Annotated in this window: 14 protein-coding genes; 12 read left to right on the plus strand and 2 right to left on the minus strand. The window is 36.7% G+C overall.

Annotated features, from left to right (window positions below; translation table 11 throughout):
- Positions 1-72: 72 nt before the first annotated feature.
- Complete coding sequence (locus tag AC52CF_RS01800) at positions 73-1467, plus strand: MATE family efflux transporter (RefSeq protein ID WP_496517757.1); 1395 nt, start codon at positions 73-75, stop codon at positions 1465-1467.
- A 187-nt stretch (positions 1468-1654) separates the two neighbouring features.
- Positions 1655-1774 carry a 30S ribosomal protein THX gene (locus AC52CF_RS01805; RefSeq protein ID WP_076390669.1) on the plus strand — a complete coding sequence of 40 codons (120 nt, stop codon included), beginning with the start codon at positions 1655-1657 and terminating at the stop codon, positions 1772-1774.
- A gap of 56 nt (positions 1775-1830) precedes the next feature.
- Here AC52CF_RS01805 and AC52CF_RS01810 read toward each other — a convergent pair whose 3' ends face one another.
- Both AC52CF_RS01810 and AC52CF_RS01815 read right to left on the minus strand, forming a co-directional pair.
- Positions 1831-2484: a DUF937 domain-containing protein gene (locus AC52CF_RS01810; protein ID WP_496517758.1), complete on the minus strand. Its 654-nt coding sequence runs from the start codon at positions 2482-2484 to the stop codon at positions 1831-1833.
- 123 nt (positions 2485-2607) lie between these two features.
- Positions 2608-3117, minus strand: coding sequence for a DUF2480 family protein (locus AC52CF_RS01815; RefSeq protein ID WP_496517759.1), 510 nt, complete (start codon positions 3115-3117; stop codon positions 2608-2610).
- A 78-nt stretch (positions 3118-3195) separates the two neighbouring features.
- On the opposite strand from AC52CF_RS01815, the gene lpxB reads away from it, so the two are divergent.
- From lpxB to AC52CF_RS01865, 10 genes are all read left to right on the plus strand, one after another.
- Positions 3196-4299, plus strand: a complete 1104-nt coding sequence (lpxB, locus tag AC52CF_RS01820) for a lipid-A-disaccharide synthase (protein WP_496517760.1) — start codon at positions 3196-3198, stop codon at positions 4297-4299.
- A gap of 142 nt (positions 4300-4441) precedes the next feature.
- Positions 4442-6217, plus strand: coding sequence for a ComEC/Rec2 family competence protein (locus AC52CF_RS01825; RefSeq protein WP_496517761.1), 1776 nt, complete (start codon positions 4442-4444; stop codon positions 6215-6217).
- A gap of 142 nt (positions 6218-6359) precedes the next feature.
- Positions 6360-7025, plus strand: a complete 666-nt coding sequence (locus AC52CF_RS01830; RefSeq protein WP_214591020.1) for a succinate dehydrogenase cytochrome b subunit — start codon at positions 6360-6362, stop codon at positions 7023-7025.
- A gap of 15 nt (positions 7026-7040) precedes the next feature.
- Positions 7041-9053, plus strand: coding sequence for a fumarate reductase/succinate dehydrogenase flavoprotein subunit (locus AC52CF_RS01835; protein WP_214591019.1), 2013 nt, complete (start codon positions 7041-7043; stop codon positions 9051-9053).
- A 25-nt stretch (positions 9054-9078) separates the two neighbouring features.
- Positions 9079-9846 carry a succinate dehydrogenase/fumarate reductase iron-sulfur subunit gene (locus AC52CF_RS01840; protein WP_076390676.1) on the plus strand — a complete coding sequence of 256 codons (768 nt, stop codon included), beginning with the start codon at positions 9079-9081 and terminating at the stop codon, positions 9844-9846.
- 135 nt (positions 9847-9981) lie between these two features.
- Complete coding sequence (locus AC52CF_RS01845) at positions 9982-11550, plus strand: TlpA family protein disulfide reductase (protein ID WP_214591018.1); 1569 nt, start codon at positions 9982-9984, stop codon at positions 11548-11550.
- A 105-nt stretch (positions 11551-11655) separates the two neighbouring features.
- The gene (gene rlmD / locus AC52CF_RS01850; RefSeq protein ID WP_496517762.1) at positions 11656-13068 is read left to right on the plus strand and encodes a 23S rRNA (uracil(1939)-C(5))-methyltransferase RlmD; all 1413 of its coding nucleotides are present in this window, start codon (positions 11656-11658) and stop codon (positions 13066-13068) included.
- A gap of 76 nt (positions 13069-13144) precedes the next feature.
- A complete protein-coding gene (locus AC52CF_RS01855) occupies positions 13145-13627 on the plus strand; it encodes a DUF6452 family protein (RefSeq protein WP_214591016.1) in 483 nt (160 codons plus the stop codon).
- On the plus strand, positions 13593-14258 hold the full coding sequence (locus AC52CF_RS01860) for a DUF6048 family protein (RefSeq protein ID WP_214591015.1): 666 nt from the start codon (positions 13593-13595) through the stop codon (positions 14256-14258). Before AC52CF_RS01855 ends, AC52CF_RS01860 begins: the two co-directional genes overlap by 35 nt.
- A gap of 209 nt (positions 14259-14467) precedes the next feature.
- Positions 14468-17383, plus strand: a complete 2916-nt coding sequence (locus AC52CF_RS01865; RefSeq protein ID WP_214591014.1) for a reprolysin-like metallopeptidase — start codon at positions 14468-14470, stop codon at positions 17381-17383.
- Positions 17384-17513: the final 130 nt, after the last annotated feature.

The following is a 17513-nucleotide window of genomic DNA, read 5'->3' on the forward strand; positions in this document are numbered from 1 at the left end:
CAGAAAACTTTTCATAAGCCAAGTTATAATCATTTTCGAATCTATATTTTTGCGGAATATAAAACCGAATCCATGTCAAAATATTTCAATTTTCTGAAGAAAGCTTTAAGCGGTGAAGAAGTAGATTACACTAAAGCAACGATACGAAGTGCGGTTCTTCTTCTCGCCATTCCCATGATGCTGGAAATGGCAATGGAATCTGTATTCGCATTGGTAGATCTGTATTTTGTAGGTCATCTTAAAGAAAGCGGATTTGCAATACAGACAGTGGGATTAACAGAATCTGTACTTTCCGTGATGTATTCCATCGCAATCGGGATGAGTATGGCGGCAACAGCAATGGTAGCAAGGAGAGTGGGGGAGAAAAATCCCGAACAGGCTTCCAGAAGTGCAGCGCAGGTTTTATTGGTCTCTTTTGTCATTACTTTTCTATTGAGTCTGCTTGGAGTGATCTACGCAGAAGAAATTTTAATTCTGATGGGTTCAAAGCCTGAAGCAGCAGCGTACGGAAAAGAATTCACAAGAATTATGATGGGAAGCAGTGTCATCATCATGCTTTTATTCTTAATCAACGGAATTTTTCGTGGCGCCGGAAATGCTGCCATTGCAATGAAATCTCTCTGGATCGCTAATATTGCCAATATAATTTTATGTCCGCTTTTAATCAAAGGTTTTGATCCGGTTCCGGCAATGGGATTAACGGGAGCAGCTTTGGCAACGACCATCGGCAGAAGTATTGGAGTGATCTATCAATTGTATCATCTTTTGATTGCAGATACGCAGATCAGAATTCAGTCAAAATATTTTAAACCTGATGTTGAAATCATTAAATCCGTGATAAAAATTGCAACTCCCGGAATTTTTCAGTTTGTAATTGCTTCATGCAGCTGGATTTTTCTGGCTCAGCTGGTCGCAACAACCGGCGGTGAAAATGCTTCCGCAGGTTATCAGACGGCTTTACGTTTAATGATGTTCTTTTTGCTTCCGGCTTGGGGATTAAGCAATGCGGCATCAACGTTAGTCGGACAGAATATGGGAGCCAACGAAATGCTGAGAGCGGAACAGTCTGTTATGAAAACCGTGAAATATAATGTGATCTTTATGGTAACTGTAAGTATTATTTTCTTTTTTCTGGGTGATTTTTTAGTAGGATTTTTTACCAACGAACCTGAAATTAAAACTATTGCCACGAATGCTTTACATATTATGGCGGTAGGATTTATTTTCTACGGAATAGGAATGGTGATGATTAATGCTTTTAATGGCGCAGGAGATACCTGGACTCCGACTTGGGTGAATTTGTGCGGATTCTGGCTGTTCCAGATTCCTTTAGCCTATTTTCTATCGAAATATTTCGGAATGGGACCGAAAGGGGTCTTTATATCGATTCCCGTAACCGAAACTTTAATTACTATTGTTGCATTTATTTTGTTTAAAAAAGGAAAATGGAAAACAGTAAAAGTGTAAAAGTATGGATGATGGAAGATTGGAGCTAAAGGTTTTTTAACAAAGATAGATTTACGCTTTAATATAATCTTCCAACACCTGTCTCTCGGCTTCCCGCCACAGAATTATAAAAATTTTAACAGCTCCAATCTTTGATTTTTACAGGGTATTTTTTAATTTCGTAGTCAATCAACTAAAATTTATTTCTATGGGAAAAGGAGACAAAAAATCTAGAAGAGGTAAGATCAACAATGGAAGCTATGGAAAAAGAAGACCGAGAAAAGCTTCGAAAACGGTTGCTGCTTCAGAAGAAAAAACTAAAAATTAAAATAAAAAGACCGGAGATTATTTTTTCTCCGGTCTTTTTTATGTAGCAAAATTAAATTATTTTCCAAAAAATCCGCCAAGGATATCTCCCAATCCGCCTCCGCCTTGCTGCTTCTGCTGATTGCCTCCTCCAAGAACGCTTCCCAGAATGTCATTCAAAGGATTTCCGGACTGAGAATTTCCGCCGCCCAAAACGCTTCCTAAAATATCATTCAATGGATTAGACTGCTGTTGCTGCGCCTGATTGGATGCATTCCCAAGAATTCCTCCCAAAAGATCGCCTAAGCCTCCTGCTCCTACATTGTTCTGTTGCTTTTCTTTTCCGATGTAGCCCATAATTACAGGAGCCAGCATGGCTAAAACAGGTCCCACTTTATCAATGGAAATTCCTGTATTCTGTGAAAGCTGGTTTTCTACATTAGATTTATCTCCACCAAAAATATGGCTTAATATAGAACCTCCTTCAGCCTGTCTCGCATCTGCCTGAGAAACGTCGTCCAGAATACTTCCGTCGTGATCTTTATCCAAAGCGTTATTTAAAGCTTCAGCTTCTTTTGCGTCCTGAGATTTGTTTCTAAGGTAAGAAATAATTAGCGGTGCAGCGACTGCAAGTAAAGCAATAACCTGCGTTTTGCTGATCCCGAATTTGTTTTCAGCCTGTTCAGCAACCTGGTTGCCGGTGTTCCCTGTAAGTAGGTCGATTAAACTCATAGTTTGTGTTTATTTTATTATTAAGTAAACCAAAGTTATCAAAAAATATTCCCCAAAGATTTTTTTTAATTAAAATTTGAGATTAATTTTTATAATTTAATTTAAGTTGTTGATTTTTAGGATTTAATTTTTTAAAATCGGAACATTGGAACAGGCTTCTCCAAACATCAGCGATTTTACAATCGGCTGCAGTTGTTCAACCAGTTCGATGTAGGCGTTTTCAGGGATTTCTTTATCTGAACATCCTTTTACCAGCACTCTTTTTCCGCGCATTTCATCAAAATCATGACTTTGAATGGCGTTGTGCATCAGAATAACTTCCAGATCCTCACGGTTTCCGAAAACTATTTTTTTGGTTACTCCCGTAAGTCTCGCCGTAATCAGGAAATATGCCCAAAGCGGAACGATCGCGTCCGCAGAATTGTATATATATACATACGCATCACGATATTCTTCAACATTTATGGCTGCCACTTTTTCGCGGAAGTCTTTTTCCTTTAAGATTATTTCCATGAAAAGAAAATCTTTAAGATCAATTCCTTTTCTGGCTCCCTTCGGAACAAGATCCGTAAGATCAAAATTGATTAAACCGCTTTCCGCAACTTTATTCCGTATTTCAAATTCTTCTGACATTTTTTATCATTATCTTTGAACAAATTTACAAATTAAGATCGTACAACGTCTTATTTGTTCTCTATTCTGATTATAGAAATGAAATATTACATTATCGCAGGAGAGGCTTCCGGAGATTTGCATGGAAGCAATTTAATGAAGGCTTTAAAGCAGAAAGATCCCCATTCGGAATTCAGATTCTGGGGTGGAGATTTAATGGCGAAACAGGGCGGAACTTTAGTGAAGCACTATCGTGATTTAGCTTTTATGGGATTTCTGGAAGTAGCCAGAAATCTGCGGACGATTCTCAATAATATTAAATTCTGCAAGGAAGATATCCGAAATAACAGATCGGATGTTTTAATTCTGGTGGATTATCCCGGATTCAATTTAAGGATTGCAAAATTTGCCAAAGAATTAGGCATTAAAGTCGTTTACTATATTTCTCCACAGCTTTGGGCATGGAAAGAGGGGAGAGTAGAGATCATTAAAAAATATGTGGATGAAATGATGGTCATTCTTCCTTTTGAAGAAGATTTTTACAAAAAACACGGGGTACATTCGCATTTTGTAGGTCATCCTTTGTTGGATGCGATTTCAACGCTTCAAAATATTCACGTTGAAGATTTTAAAAAGGAAAATAATTTAAACGAAAAAGAGATTATTGCGCTTTTGCCTGGTTCCAGAAAACAGGAAGTGGAAAAAATGCTGGAAATGATGCTTTCTGTAAGACCTTACTTTAAAGAATATCAGTTCGTTATTGCAGGAGCGCCGAGTTTGCCTAAAGAATTTTATCAGAATTATGTAGACGAAAATGTGCATTTTGTTTCAAATAAAACGTATGATTTGCTGAGGTGCTCGAAAGCAGCTTTAGTAACATCGGGAACAGCCACGTTAGAAACTGCTTTACTGAATGTTCCGGAAGTGGTTTGCTACCGTGGAAGCAAAATTTCTTATGCAATTGCGAAAAGGCTCGTTAAAAACATCAAATATATTTCTCTGGTGAATTTGATTATGGATCGTGAAGTCGTTAAAGAACTGATTCAGAACGATCTTAACACGAAGAATCTGGTGGAAGAACTGAAAAAGATTTTAGAAACTGATAAAAGAATACCGCTTTTAAGAGATTACGATTTGCTGAGAGAAAAGTTGGGCGGAAAGGGAGCCAGTGAAAATGCGGCTGATGTTATTTTAAAGGTTTAAAAAATCAAACAAACCATAAAAAATCGTAGAAAATTTTTCTGCGATTTTCCTTTTATATCATGAATTGAGGTCAAAATTTAAGATTTTAAAATTTTGATTTGCTGATTGTTATTCAATTAAATATTTTTGAGAAGCACAAATTTTGAAATTGAATCAACAGCCGATTTTAATTCTTGCCATCTTGTTTATTTTGGGTATTTTTGTTCAGGACTTTTTTTCTCTGGATCAAAATTTTGTTTACTTCATTATCATTATTTGTGCTTTCATTTTAGCCATCACTTTTCTTAAAAATTACTACCTCCATAAGGCGAAACCTTATTTTCTCGGTTTTATGTTTTTTGGGATCGGAATCATTCTGCATTTTTTCAATGCTTTTGCTTCCGGAAATGTTTCGGTTTCTAAAAATGAAACCATTGTTTTTAGAATAGCTAAAAAATTGAATTCCAGTGATAAAAATCGGAAGTATGAAGGCGTGATACAAGCCGGAAAGCAAACTTTCAATGCTGTTATTTACATCCCGAAAAGCGAAAAGGAACCTGATTTTTTACATTATTATCAAGCTCATGCTTACATTTCAAAGCCGAAGCCGCCACAATATGATTTTCAGTTTGATTATTCGAAATATCTTTTAAGGAAAAATATTGAATACCAGTGTTATATCAGTGATGAAATTGCGGAAGCGGAAAGGAAAGATTTAAGCTTCACGGAGAAGTTTTCTCAGAAAAGACTCGAAGTTTTGCAAAGAATAGACGAAGCCGGAATGTCTTCAAAGTCAAAAGAATTTTTAAAAGGAATTATTCTCGCCGACCGAACGGAAATGGATGGGCAAACGGTTCAGGATTTTAACCGTTCCGGACTGGTGCATTTTCTTGCCATTTCAGGAACACATATTGTTGTCATTTTCGGATTGTTTTATCTTTTACTAATTAAAATTTTACCATTAAAATTCAGAAAATACGCAATAATTTCCAGTTTAATTTTTATATGGTTATTTATTGTTTTTATCGGATTCGGAAGCTCCGTTGTACGTTCAGGTCTTATGTTGAGTATCTACTTTGTATATGTTTTGCTTCAGAGAAAACCCGATCTGCTGCATTCGCTTTCCCTGTCTGCTTTTATTATTTTAATATTTGATACTCAGCAGCTTTTTGATGTCGGTTTTCAGTTGAGCTTTTGTGCGGTTTTGGGAATTTACTGGCTGAATCAGCCGATTTTAAATTATTTTCCGATACAGGATAACTGGTTGAAAAAGTTAATTTTTAATACCGTTTCTATTTCTGTTTCTGCCCAGTTGGCAACGCTTCCTTTGGTTCTGTATTATTTTCATCAGTTTTCGTTTATTTCAATTGCTGCGAACTTTTTTATTGTTCCCTTTTCTGAAGCAATTATTATTTTTTCATTTTTAATGACCATTTTCATTGCTTTAAATCTTGATTTTAATCTGATGAATGTTGCGTATGATTTCATCATTCAGCTATTATTAAAGGTTATTCATTGGTTTGCAGATTTTAATGATTTGTTCCTTGAAAATATTCCCATGAATCTGATCGAGGTTATTGCATTATTTCTGATCGTTTATTTTCTGAGATTTTTTATTCTGAAACCGAAATTGAAAAATCTTACAATCGTAATGACAGCAGTTTTTGCTTTTTATATTTTAAGAATTGGTTTTAATTCTTATGAAAACCAGCGTGAGGAAGTTCTGTTTCATGATTTTTCCAAAACTAGAATGATGTCTGTAAAAAAGGGAAGCAACGCCTGTTTCTGGATTGAAGAAGTTTCCGACAAAAGAAAAATTATTCAGTTTGTTATTAATCCTTACTGCTCTGCAAGACGCATCCGTAATTACCAGATTAAAACCTTCCCTAAAGAAGTAACAAAAGTAGTTTATAGTGGCAAAATTTATAACTTTAATTAATCATTACATTTTCTGTTTTTCCTTTATTTATAATATTTTAACTCTTATTTAGAAAGATTACAAACTGGGTTTTTGTGAGATTTCTCACTTTTTGATGTTGTTAACATTTCTTAATTTTGTGGAAAATCAAATTTAAACTTATATGGCAGGTTTAACGAGTTCTACGATAGGTAGAAAATATGCTATGGCATTATCAGCTCTGTTTTTGCTGATTTTTCTTATACTGCATTTGACGACCAATTTGTTATCAGTCCTTAATAACCATGATGTATTTAATAAAGCATCGGAATTTATGGGCTATAATCCTTTTGTGCAGTTCTTAATGCAGCCTATTCTTGGTTTTGCAGTCTTTTTCCATTTCATTATGGGATTTGTTCTTGAAATTAAGAATAACAAAGCACGTCCTGTGAAGTATGAAGCAAATAACGCTTCTGCAAATTCTTCATGGATGTCCAGAAATATGATTATTTCCGGATCTGTAGTGTTGGCTTTTTTAGCGCTTCACTTTTATGATTTCTGGTTACACGAAATCAACTACAAGTATGTTGAGCAAATTGCTCCTGATGCTGAACGTTTCTGGCCGGAACTTCACGAGAAGTTTGCAGATATCTGGAGAGTGGCTTTGTATGTAATCTCTTTCGTTTTATTAGGATTACACCTTGCTCACGGATTCCAGTCTTCATTCCAGTCAATCGGGGCGAGACATCCAAAATATACGCCGGTAATTAAGGCTTTCGGAAAATGGTATTCTATCCTGATTCCGGCAGGTTTTATCTTTATCGCAATTTTTCACTTTGTAACTCAATAATATCAATATACTAATATGAGTAAATTAGATTCAAAAATTCCAGCGGGTCCTCTTAAGGATAAATGGAAAAATCATAAAGACCATATGAACCTTGTTGCACCAAACAACAGAGACAAGATTGATATTATTGTTGTAGGTACAGGTTTGGCAGGTGGTTCTGCTGCGGCTACTTTAGCTGAGCAGGGATATAACGTAAAAGCATTCTGCTATCAGGATTCTCCGAGAAGAGCGCACTCTATCGCAGCTCAGGGAGGTATCAACGCAGCTAAAAACTATCAGGGAGACGGTGACTCTACGTACAGATTGTTCTATGATACCATTAAAGGGGGAGACTACAGGGCAAGAGAGGCAAACGTTTACAGATTGGCTGAAGTTTCTGCAAATATTATCGACCAGTGCGTTGCTCAGGGAGTTCCTTTCGGACGTGAGTACGGAGGTCAGTTAGATAACCGTTCATTTGGCGGGGTTCAGGTAAAAAGAACCTTCTACGCAAAAGGACAGACAGGTCAACAGTTATTATTAGGTGCCTATTCTGCAATGAGCCGTCAGATCGGTAAAGGCAGAATTAAAATGTACAACCGTCATGAAATGATGGATCTTGTGATCGTAGACGGAAAAGCAAGAGGAATCATCGCAAGAAATCTTGTGACAGGTGAAATCGAAAGACATTCTGCACACGCAGTGGTTATTGCTTCGGGAGGGTACGGAAACGTATATTTCCTTTCTACAAACGCAATGGGTTCCAACGTTTCTGCAGCATGGAAGATTCACAAAAAAGGAGCGTATTTCGCAAACCCTTGCTACGTACAGATTCACCCGACGTGTATTCCGGTTCACGGAACACAGCAGTCTAAGCTTACTTTGATGTCTGAATCTTTAAGAAACTCCGGAAGAATCTGGGTTCCTAAAAAGATTGAAGATGCAGAAGCAATCAGAGCAGGAAAATTAAGACCTGAAAACATCAAAGAAGAAGACAGAGATTATTATCTGGAAAGAAGATATCCTGCATTCGGTAACCTGGTTCCTAGAGACGTTGCTTCAAGAGCAGCTAAGGAAAGATGTGATGCCGGATATGGAATCGAAAATAACGATACTCAGGAAGGTGTTTACCTTGATTTCTCTACAGAGATCATGAAAAAAGGTAGAGAAGCCGCTATTGAGAAACACATCAGCAATCCTACAGATCAGCAGATTTATGATTTGGGTAAAAAGTGGGTTGAGGAGAAATACGGTAACCTTTTCGTAATGTACGAAAAAATTACAGCAGATGATCCTTACAAAACTCCGATGAAGATTTATCCTGCGGTTCACTATACCATGGGTGGAGTTTGGGTAGATTACAACTTACAGTCTACTATTCCGGGATGTTTCGTTATCGGGGAAGCGAACTTCTCAGATCACGGAGCCAACAGATTGGGAGCTTCCGCTTTGATGCAGGGACTTGCAGACGGATACTTCGTACTTCCTTACACTATTGCAGATTATCTTTCTGCAGATATCAGAACAGGAGCTATTCCTACAGATTCTTCTGCTTTTGCGGAGGCTGAAAAAGGAATTAAAGAGAAAATTGATTTCTTCTTAAATAATAAAGGAACGCATTCAGTAGATTATTTCCACAAGCAGTTAGGAAACATTATGTGGAATAAAGTAGGGATGGGAAGAACTCCTGAAGGATTAAGAGAAGCCATCAGAGAAATTGAAGAAGTAAGAAACAATTTCTGGAAAGACGTAAAAGTTCCGGGAGATAACGACGGAATGAATACTGAGCTTGAAAAAGCGTTCAGAGTTGCCGATTTCTTAGAACTTGGACAGTTAATGGCTATCGATGCATTGCACAGAAACGAATCTTGTGGAGGACATTTCCGTGAAGACCACTCAACTCCGGACGGAGAGGCTGAAAGAGATGACGAAAATTACAAATATGTAGGAGCTTGGGAATATCAGGGAAGCGATATCAACGCGGAAGTGTTGCATAAAGAAGAACTGATCTACGACAACATCGAAGTTAAAACAAGAAGTTACAAATAATCTCCAATCTTTTAAATATACAATTATGAGTGCAAAAAAAGGCTTACATCTTACGCTGAAAATTTGGAGACAAAAAAATAATAAATCTAAAGGTCAGTTTGAGACTTATAAAATATCGGATGTTTCTACAGATTCTTCATTTCTGGAGATGTTGGACATCCTTAACGAGAGTTTAATTAACGAAGGAAAAGAGCCGGTAGCTTTCGATCACGACTGTCGTGAAGGAATCTGCGGAATGTGTTCTCTTTACATCAACGGTAGAGCACACGGTCCGGATACAGGAATTACAACCTGTCAGCTTCACATGAGAATGTTCAAAGACGGTGAAACCATCGTTATTGAACCATGGAGAAGTGCTGCTTTCCCGGTTATTAAAGACTTAATGGTAGACAGAAGCGCATTCGACAGAGTAATGGCTGCAGGTGGTTTCATTTCAGTGAACACTTCAGGAAATACTTTGGACGCCAATGCAATTCCGGTTCCTAAAGAAGATGCAGACAAAGCAATGGACGCTGCTGCCTGTATCGGATGCGGAGCTTGTGTGGCTACCTGTAAAAACGGATCTGCAATGCTATTCGTTGGGGCTAAAGTTTCTCAGTACGCACTTTTACCGCAGGGTAGAGTAGAAGCGAAGAGAAGAGTGCTTAACATGGTAAAAGCCATGGACGAAGAAGGATTCGGAAACTGTTCAAACACAGGAGCTTGTGAAGTGGAATGTCCGAAAGGGATTTCTCTTGAAAACATTGCAAGAATGAACAGAGAATTCATCACAGCTTTTGCTGACAGAGGATAAAATCTATCGGGATAACATAAAAAATCGTCTCCTCACCGGATGGCGATTTTTTTTAGTTAAATCTTTCATAAAAGTAACATTTAATTGCTTTTAGTTTATTGAAAAAACTATTTTTGCGTAATTATAAAATTCAAAATGAAAAAATATCTTTTATTGTTTATCATCGCGGTTTTTGCGATGTCTTGCTCTAAAAAAGTAGAAGTAAAAGGAAAAATCACGGGAGGTTCTCCGTTGGAGAGAATCGAATTAATAGAAGCTTCGGGAGTAGCTACTTTACCATTAATGAATATCGGGGTAAATAAAGACGGAACTTTCACAGGAAATTTCGACGCTCCGAAAAGCGGAATGTATCTTCTTTCTTACGGAGGAAAAAGAAATTTAATCTACCTTAAAGGAGGTCAGAAACTTGAAATTTCAGGAAATGCAATGACTTTCCCGACTGAATATGTGATTACGGGAGATGCAAAGAATAACAACGATTTCTTTATGGCTACCCAGAAATATCTTGCAACATACGCTCAGACGGTTAATATGAATGAGCTGATGTCTAAAGACGAAAAAACCTTCCTTAAAGGAATGGAAAAAGTTCAGGCAGATATTAACAAAAATATTGATGAAAACGTTAAGAAGTTCAGTCCGGATAACGAAGTTGTTACCTGGAAGAAAAATGATCTTTCAACGACTTTGCTTACCATCCTGAACCAGTATGAAATGGGTCACAAGCAAATGGGGAATCCTTCATTTAAAGTGACTAAAGCCTTCACGGACTTTGCCGGAAAACTGGAAGAGAACAAAGATGTACTGGTAAAAGAACATCCTTTGTACAGAGAATATCTTTTAACCAAAATGAGTCCAGATTTCCAGAAATATGCTCAGGCAAAAACTGCCGGAAAAACAGATGTTACTACTTCAGAACTATTCACAGAATATCTAAAGAAAAATCAGAAAGATCTTTCACAGACCGCTAAAGATTATTTACTGGCATTTGTAATGGCGCAGTCGGATATTCATCCGGGTTCACCTGAGAAAACGGTTGAGAAGATCAAAAAAATTATCGATGAAGATATTAAAGATGCTACCATTAAAGAAGATCTAAAGAAAATTCAGTTTGCCATCAATGGATTCAAAATTGGAGAGCAGGCTCCTGAAGCTTCTCTGGTAAAAGCAGACGGAAAATCTTACAATCTTTCTGAAAATAAAGGAAAACCATACTTATTGGCGTTCTACGCTTCATGGAATCCATACATCGGAGAAGCTACAACTCCTGTATTGAAAGAAGTAGTGAATTTTTACAAATCTAAAATGAACTTTGTTTTTGTAAATGTTGACGATACAAAAGATCAGTTTGTAAAAACAAGCAGCTCTTTATTAAAAGGAATTACAGGAACAAATGTATATGGCGAAAACGGGTTAAATTCTGATATTGCTAAAAAATACGGAGTTTATGCATTTAAGTTACCTTGCTTTATCGTAGTAGATAAAGACGGTAAAATTGCAAGCAAGCCGTTCTTTAACTTAGGAGATCCTGAATTGGTGACCGTTTTAGACAAGCAAACAGGTCTTTCTGCTCCAAAGGTAAATCCTAACGTTCAGTTACAACCGGGATTAGGAATGGATCCTGCAGTGGTTGCTGCTCAGCAGCAGGCAGCAGCGCAACAGGCTCCTCAGCAACAGGCAAATCCTCAGCCGGCTCAGACAAAATAATTTAAATTGAGTACAGATATAAACCTTATCTTCGGATAAGGTTTTTTTTATTGTATTTTTGCAGACTGAAGCGTAAAGTTTCTTTAGGAAAATAGAAAATAGATAATGAGCAGAAAGAATAAGAAAAATTTAATTCTTGAAAATATAAAACTCTTAAATGCAGGAGCTAAAGGAGTGGCAATAGGAAGAACAGAAGAAGGGAAAACCGTTATGGTTTCCGGTGCAATTCCGGGTGATGTGGTGAATGTAAGAGTGAAAAAAGCAAAGTCCAAATACTTTGAAGGTGAAGCTTTAGATGTTTTGGAAAAATCGCCTTACAGAGTAGAACCGAAATGTGCGCACTTTGGAGTTTGCGGAGGCTGTAAATGGCAGAATATGAGCTATGAGAAACAGCTTGCTTTCAAACAGGAGGAAGTGTACAATAATATTAAAAGAATCGGAGGGATTGAAAATTTTGAGACCGTTCCGATCTTAGGTTCGGAAGAGCAGTATTTTTACCGAAACAAAATGGAGTTTTCTTTCTCCAATTCCCGTTGGCTTACCCAATATGAGATCAGTTCCGAAGAAAATTTCGGCAGCAGAGATGCTTTAGGGTTTCATATTCCGGGGATGTGGAGCAAAATTCTTGATCTTAAAGAATGTTTCCTTCAGGAAGATCCTTCGAATGCGATCCGATTGGCAGTAAAACAATATGCTGTAAATGAAGGCTTAGACTTCTTTGATGTCCGCAATCACGAAGGTTTTTTAAGAACTTTAATGATGAGACAGAACTCGAAAGGCGAATGGATGGTTCTTTTTCAGCTTTTCAGAGAAGAAAAAGAAAACAGAGAAAAACTATTCGGCTTTTTGCTTGAAAAATTCCCGCAGATCAAGACTTTGGTCTACGCGATTAATCAGAAAGCCAACGATTCTATTTATGATCTGGATATCAATGTATATTTCGGGGAAGGTTATTTAATGGAAGAAATGGATGGTCTGAAGTTTAAAATCGGTCCGAAATCATTCTTTCAGACCAACTACAAACAGGCTTTGGAATTATACAGAAAAACGCTTGAATTTGCAGATTTAAAAGGAGATGAAGTAGTATATGATCTTTATACGGGAACAGGAACAATTGCGCAGTATGTCGCAAGAAATGCAAAGCAGGTGATCGGGATAGAATCTGTACAGGAAGCCATAGATGCAGCGATTGAACACGCGCAACTGAACGGTCTTACGAATACAACATTCTATTGCGGAGATATGAAAGATATTTTCAATGATGATTTCCTCGCAAATCATCCTAAAGCAGATGTTTTGATCACGGATCCGCCAAGAGACGGAATGCACCAGAAAGTGGTTGAACTGATTTTAAAACTTTCTCCGGAAAAAGTGGTTTATGTAAGCTGTAATTCTGCTACCCAGGCAAGAGATTTAGCCTTAATGAAAGAACAATATAATGTCGTGAAGATTTTGCCTGTGGATATGTTCCCGCAGACCCATCACGTAGAAAATATTGCGTTGCTGATTAAGAAATAATTTAATTACTTTTGAAGGAATCAAATCTTAATATGAAATGCCGGATTTGCCCGGTAAAGTAAAACAAAATGTTCAGATGAAATATTTTAAATTTTTAATTGCCATTTCCTTTATCAGTCTGCTGTTTTCGTGTGGAGGAGATAACGATATCTGCGAAAGCGGGGAAGGAACCCCACGAATGAGAGTTTCTTTCAAAACACAGGCAACCGATAAGGAAAAAACGCTGGATTCTCTTTATGTAGCGGTAGATTACGGTTCCGGAAAAGTGCAGTTGGGAGGACAGGCTAAAATTACGTCAAGGGTTATTCCTTTAAGAGTAGACAATTCTGCGTATACAGATATTTATTTCAGAATTACCAACAAAGGTGCGGAATCTAAAGTAAGAGTAAATTACACTACGAAATCTGCATATGTTTCTCCGGGATGCGGAATAAAGCTTACCTACGAAAATTTAAATTCTGTATTAGATCCAAACACAACGACTCCGGTAAAGGAAATCCAGGCCGGACAAAATTTTATAGAGAATGAAGACAAGACTAATCTTTTCCTTCTTTTTTAGTGTAATCAGTCTTTTGGGTTTTGCTCAGGAGAAAAAAGAAAAGGAAACTGCAAAGGAAAAATGGAAATATGAACCGAATTTCATGATCGGTTTTGATGTTCTGAATACGGGAGTTTCTTTCTTTTCAGACAGAAAGCTGTATCAGGGATTTGTGTCTTCAAAGCTGAAAGATAATCTTCATGCCATCGCAGAAGCCGGTTTCGAATCTAACGTTTATCAAAAGAATGGGTATGACGGAAAAGCAAACGGACCTTTCGTAAAGATCGGAGCCTTTTATATGTTGGCTAAAGATCTTGAAAATGAATTCAATGGTTTCTATGCCGGAGGAAAAGTAGCCGGTTCATTTTACAAACAGGAATATATGGCAGTTCCGGTTCGTGGTTACGGTGGAAGCAGCTCTGCAATATCTTTTCCTTCCTCTACACAGTCATCTTATTGGCTGGAAGGAACACTGGGAGGAAGAGTACAGCTTTTTGAAACTAATTTCTACATTGATGTCAATCTTCAGCCGAGATATCTGGTATATACCACAAAGCAGGATGAAATCCAGCCCATGATCGTACCGGGATTCGGAAGAAGCTCTTCTAAATTCGGAATGGGCTTCGCGTGGAATCTGGCGTATAAATTTTAAATCAGCACATTAAAGCAAGGTATGCTTTTGAATTTTTAAAGGATTATAGTTTAAATAAAATTTTTAATCTATTATATGATAATTGTTAAAATTAATATATAAATACGATTTTTATACTGTTTTTTAATTAAATTTGTATTTTTTCATGTTTTTTCTTTGATTTTTAAGTAATGTATGAGTATTTTTGAAATATTAAAAATATTCTTAGTATGAAAAAACTCATTACTACCTTTTTATGTAGTTTAATTGGAAGTACAGCTATTGCTCAATGGACTCCAACTACATTCGCAGGTAGATCGGAAAAATCTTCTAATATTAGAAGTTACTATAAGTTAGATCTTGCGAAAATAAGAAGCCAACTTAAAGATGCACAAGAATCAGGAAAAAATGCTAGACCCGTAGAAATTTCACTGCCAACGATGGATGGTAAGATCGAAAAATTTTCAGTGTATAGCTTTCCGGTTGTAGTAAAAGAATTAGCAGATCAGTATCAATTGGGATCATATGTTGGTGTAGGAATTGATGATCCTTCCAAATATTTGAGATTTTCAGTTGCTCCAAATGATTTCCAGTCAATGGTTATTAAAGATGGAGTTTATGAATTTATTGAACCTCAAAATGCTGATAAAACAATTTACGGAGTACATCCTAAAACGAATAAGGCTCAAGGAGGTTTTGTTTGTAGTATGAATGAAAGTGTATTATCAAAAAAACAAATAGACGCTTTATATTCAAGAGGAAAAACATTCGATAAAAACCCTACTAACTTTGCTAAATCTTCTGCTCAGAAATACAGAACCATGAGATTAGCAATGTCTGTAACAGGGGAGTATACACAGTTTTTTGGTGGAACGGTAGCAGGAGCTCTTACTGCAATTAACGCCACAATGACGAGAGTAAACGGTGTTTTTGAAAAAGATTTTGCATTGCACTTAATTCTACAAAATTTCCCGGGAGTTATTTACACCAATGCTTCCACGGATCCATACTCTGCGGCGTCTGCCGGTGCAGGAGGTGCTTGGAATCTTGAATTGCAAAATACTTTAACAGCAAATGTAGGAAATGCGAATTATGACATTGGTCATTTATTTGGTGCTTCCGGAGGTGGGGGAAATGCAGGATGTATTGGTTGTGTATGTACAGATCCTACTACTGCTGAACCAGAAGGTAAAGGATCTGGATTTACCTCTCCTGCAAACGGAATTCCTCAGGGAGACAATTTTGATATAGATTATGTAGCTCACGAGATGGGGCATCAATTAGGAGCTAACCACACATTCTCTATGAATGTAGAAGGAACAGGGGTTAATATGGAACCAGGATCAGGTTCTACTATTATGGGATATGCAGGTATTACTGGGGCTACAGATGTACAAGCACACTCAGATCCTTATTTCCATGTTGCAAGTATTTTACAGGTTGAAGATAATCTTACTACCACAACCTGTGATATTGAAACTTCTGTTACGAATAATCCTCCGGTAATAGGAGCCCTTTCAGATTATACTATTCCGAAAGGAACTGCATTTGTTCTTACGGGAACAGCTACAGATCCCGAAAATGATCCAATGACTTATACTTGGGAACAATTTGATGATACGGATATTCCGGTAACAAGTGTAACAGGAAATAACACAACAGGAGCATTGTTTAGATCTTTGTCTCCAACAGCTACAGGAAATACAAGATATTTTCCAAAATTATCTTCAGTATTAGCCGGAAACCTTACAGTTCCTGCAGACTGGGAAACTGTTTCGAATGTTGCAAGACCTACCAATTTTGTATTAACGGTAAGAGATAATAACCCAACCACAACATCTCAGCAAACACAAAGTGATATTTTAACGGTTACGGTAAGTAATGACGGACCATTTAAAATCAACACTACTCAGGTTTATCATAATGCTCCATCAATAGTATCATGGGATGTAGCAAATACTGCTGCAGCTCCGTATAATTCTGCAAACGTAAAAATTGATTATACAACAAATAACGGAACAACCTGGACTGTTCTTTCTGCTTCTACAGCTAATGATGGATCGGAAACTTATACTTTTCCGGTTGCATTAAATGGACAGAATATTAAATTGAGAATTTCTTCAATAGGAAATGTTTTCTATGCAGTTAAACAAATGTTAGTAACAAGTGCTGCGGCATGTAATGGTAGTGCTCCTACTGGTATTGCAATTTCCAATGTTACAGCTTCTTCTGCTGTAATAAGCTGGAATTCAATTTTAAATGCTACTTACCAGATAAGATATAAAAAAGTTACTGAAACAGCATGGCAACAAACAACTTCCTCTACCAATACTGTTACTTTAAATAATCTGGAAGAAGGTGTTAAATATGATGTACAAGTTGCAGCAGTTTGCTCAGGAACTTTAGGTACATTCTCTGCGAATAATCAATTCGTTACTCAATCATCAGTTTCATATTGTGCATTATCATCAGCTGATCCATCAGAAGAATACATTTCTAATGTTACATTGGCAAATCTTAATAACACTTCAGGAGCAAGTACCTATACAGATTACGGAACTGACCCTACAAAAACTATAAATCTAATAAGCGGATCTAATAATAATACAGTTTCCGTAACCAAGACTTGGCCGGTTGATATATATTCTGAGGCAGTAAGAGTATGGATTGATTTTAATAGAGATGGAACATTTGATACAAGTGAACTGGTAATGAATGCAGCAGCAAATTCTACTCCAACAGTAAGTGCTACGTTTACAGTGCCATCTACAGCAGTTCAAAATAAAATGCTTAAAATGAGAGTTGCATTACGTTATAATACATCACCAGAAGCATGTACATCTTATACTTATGGCGAAGTTGAAGACTACAACGTATTCGTTACATCTACTATTTTATCAACAAGCGATATTAGTAATCCGGAAAGTAATATTGAAGTATATCCAAACCCAGCTTCGGATGTTCTAAATATTACAAAAGTTTCTGGTAAAGCTAAATATGAAATTTATAATGCAGTAGGGCAATTAGTGAAAGCAGGAAATATTGATAATAATCAGGTGAGAGTTTCTGAATTGGTTAAAGGAACTTATATTATCACTGTAAAAGAGGGTAATATCTCTGAAAACATTAAGTTTATTAAAAAGTAAATAAACAATATACACTTATAAAAGCTCTGGAATTTTATTTCAGAGCTTTTTTTATAATGTAGTAATGGTTTTTTTAATTTTTGTTGTTGAATATTTTTAATTTAACTTTTATTTTATTCAAAACAATTAT

Source organism: Chryseobacterium sp. 2P (assembly GCF_059579425.1).

Bases quoted from the DNA above. Each gene is read 5' to 3' on its own strand.
- AC52CF_RS01860 (WP_214591015.1), top strand. From the start codon at position 13,593: ATGAAGACAAGACTAATCTTTTCCTTCTTTTTTAGTGTAATCAGTCTT.
- AC52CF_RS01800 (WP_496517757.1), top strand. From the start codon at position 73: ATGTCAAAATATTTCAATTTTCTGAAGAAAGCTTTAAGCGGTGAAGAA.
- lpxB (WP_496517760.1), top strand. From the start codon at position 3,196: ATGAAATATTACATTATCGCAGGAGAGGCTTCCGGAGATTTGCATGGA.
- AC52CF_RS01855 (WP_214591016.1), top strand. From the start codon at position 13,145: ATGAAATATTTTAAATTTTTAATTGCCATTTCCTTTATCAGTCTGCTG.
- AC52CF_RS01830 (WP_214591020.1), top strand. From the start codon at position 6,360: ATGGCAGGTTTAACGAGTTCTACGATAGGTAGAAAATATGCTATGGCA.
- AC52CF_RS01805 (WP_076390669.1), top strand. From the start codon at position 1,655: ATGGGAAAAGGAGACAAAAAATCTAGAAGAGGTAAGATCAACAATGGA.
- AC52CF_RS01835 (WP_214591019.1), top strand. From the start codon at position 7,041: ATGAGTAAATTAGATTCAAAAATTCCAGCGGGTCCTCTTAAGGATAAA.
- rlmD (WP_496517762.1), top strand. From the start codon at position 11,656: ATGAGCAGAAAGAATAAGAAAAATTTAATTCTTGAAAATATAAAACTC.
- AC52CF_RS01865 (WP_214591014.1), top strand. From the start codon at position 14,468: ATGAAAAAACTCATTACTACCTTTTTATGTAGTTTAATTGGAAGTACA.
- AC52CF_RS01815 (WP_496517759.1), bottom strand. From the start codon at position 3,117: ATGTCAGAAGAATTTGAAATACGGAATAAAGTTGCGGAAAGCGGTTTA.
- AC52CF_RS01810 (WP_496517758.1), bottom strand. From the start codon at position 2,484: ATGAGTTTAATCGACCTACTTACAGGGAACACCGGCAACCAGGTTGCT.
- AC52CF_RS01845 (WP_214591018.1), top strand. From the start codon at position 9,982: ATGAAAAAATATCTTTTATTGTTTATCATCGCGGTTTTTGCGATGTCT.
- AC52CF_RS01840 (WP_076390676.1), top strand. From the start codon at position 9,079: ATGAGTGCAAAAAAAGGCTTACATCTTACGCTGAAAATTTGGAGACAA.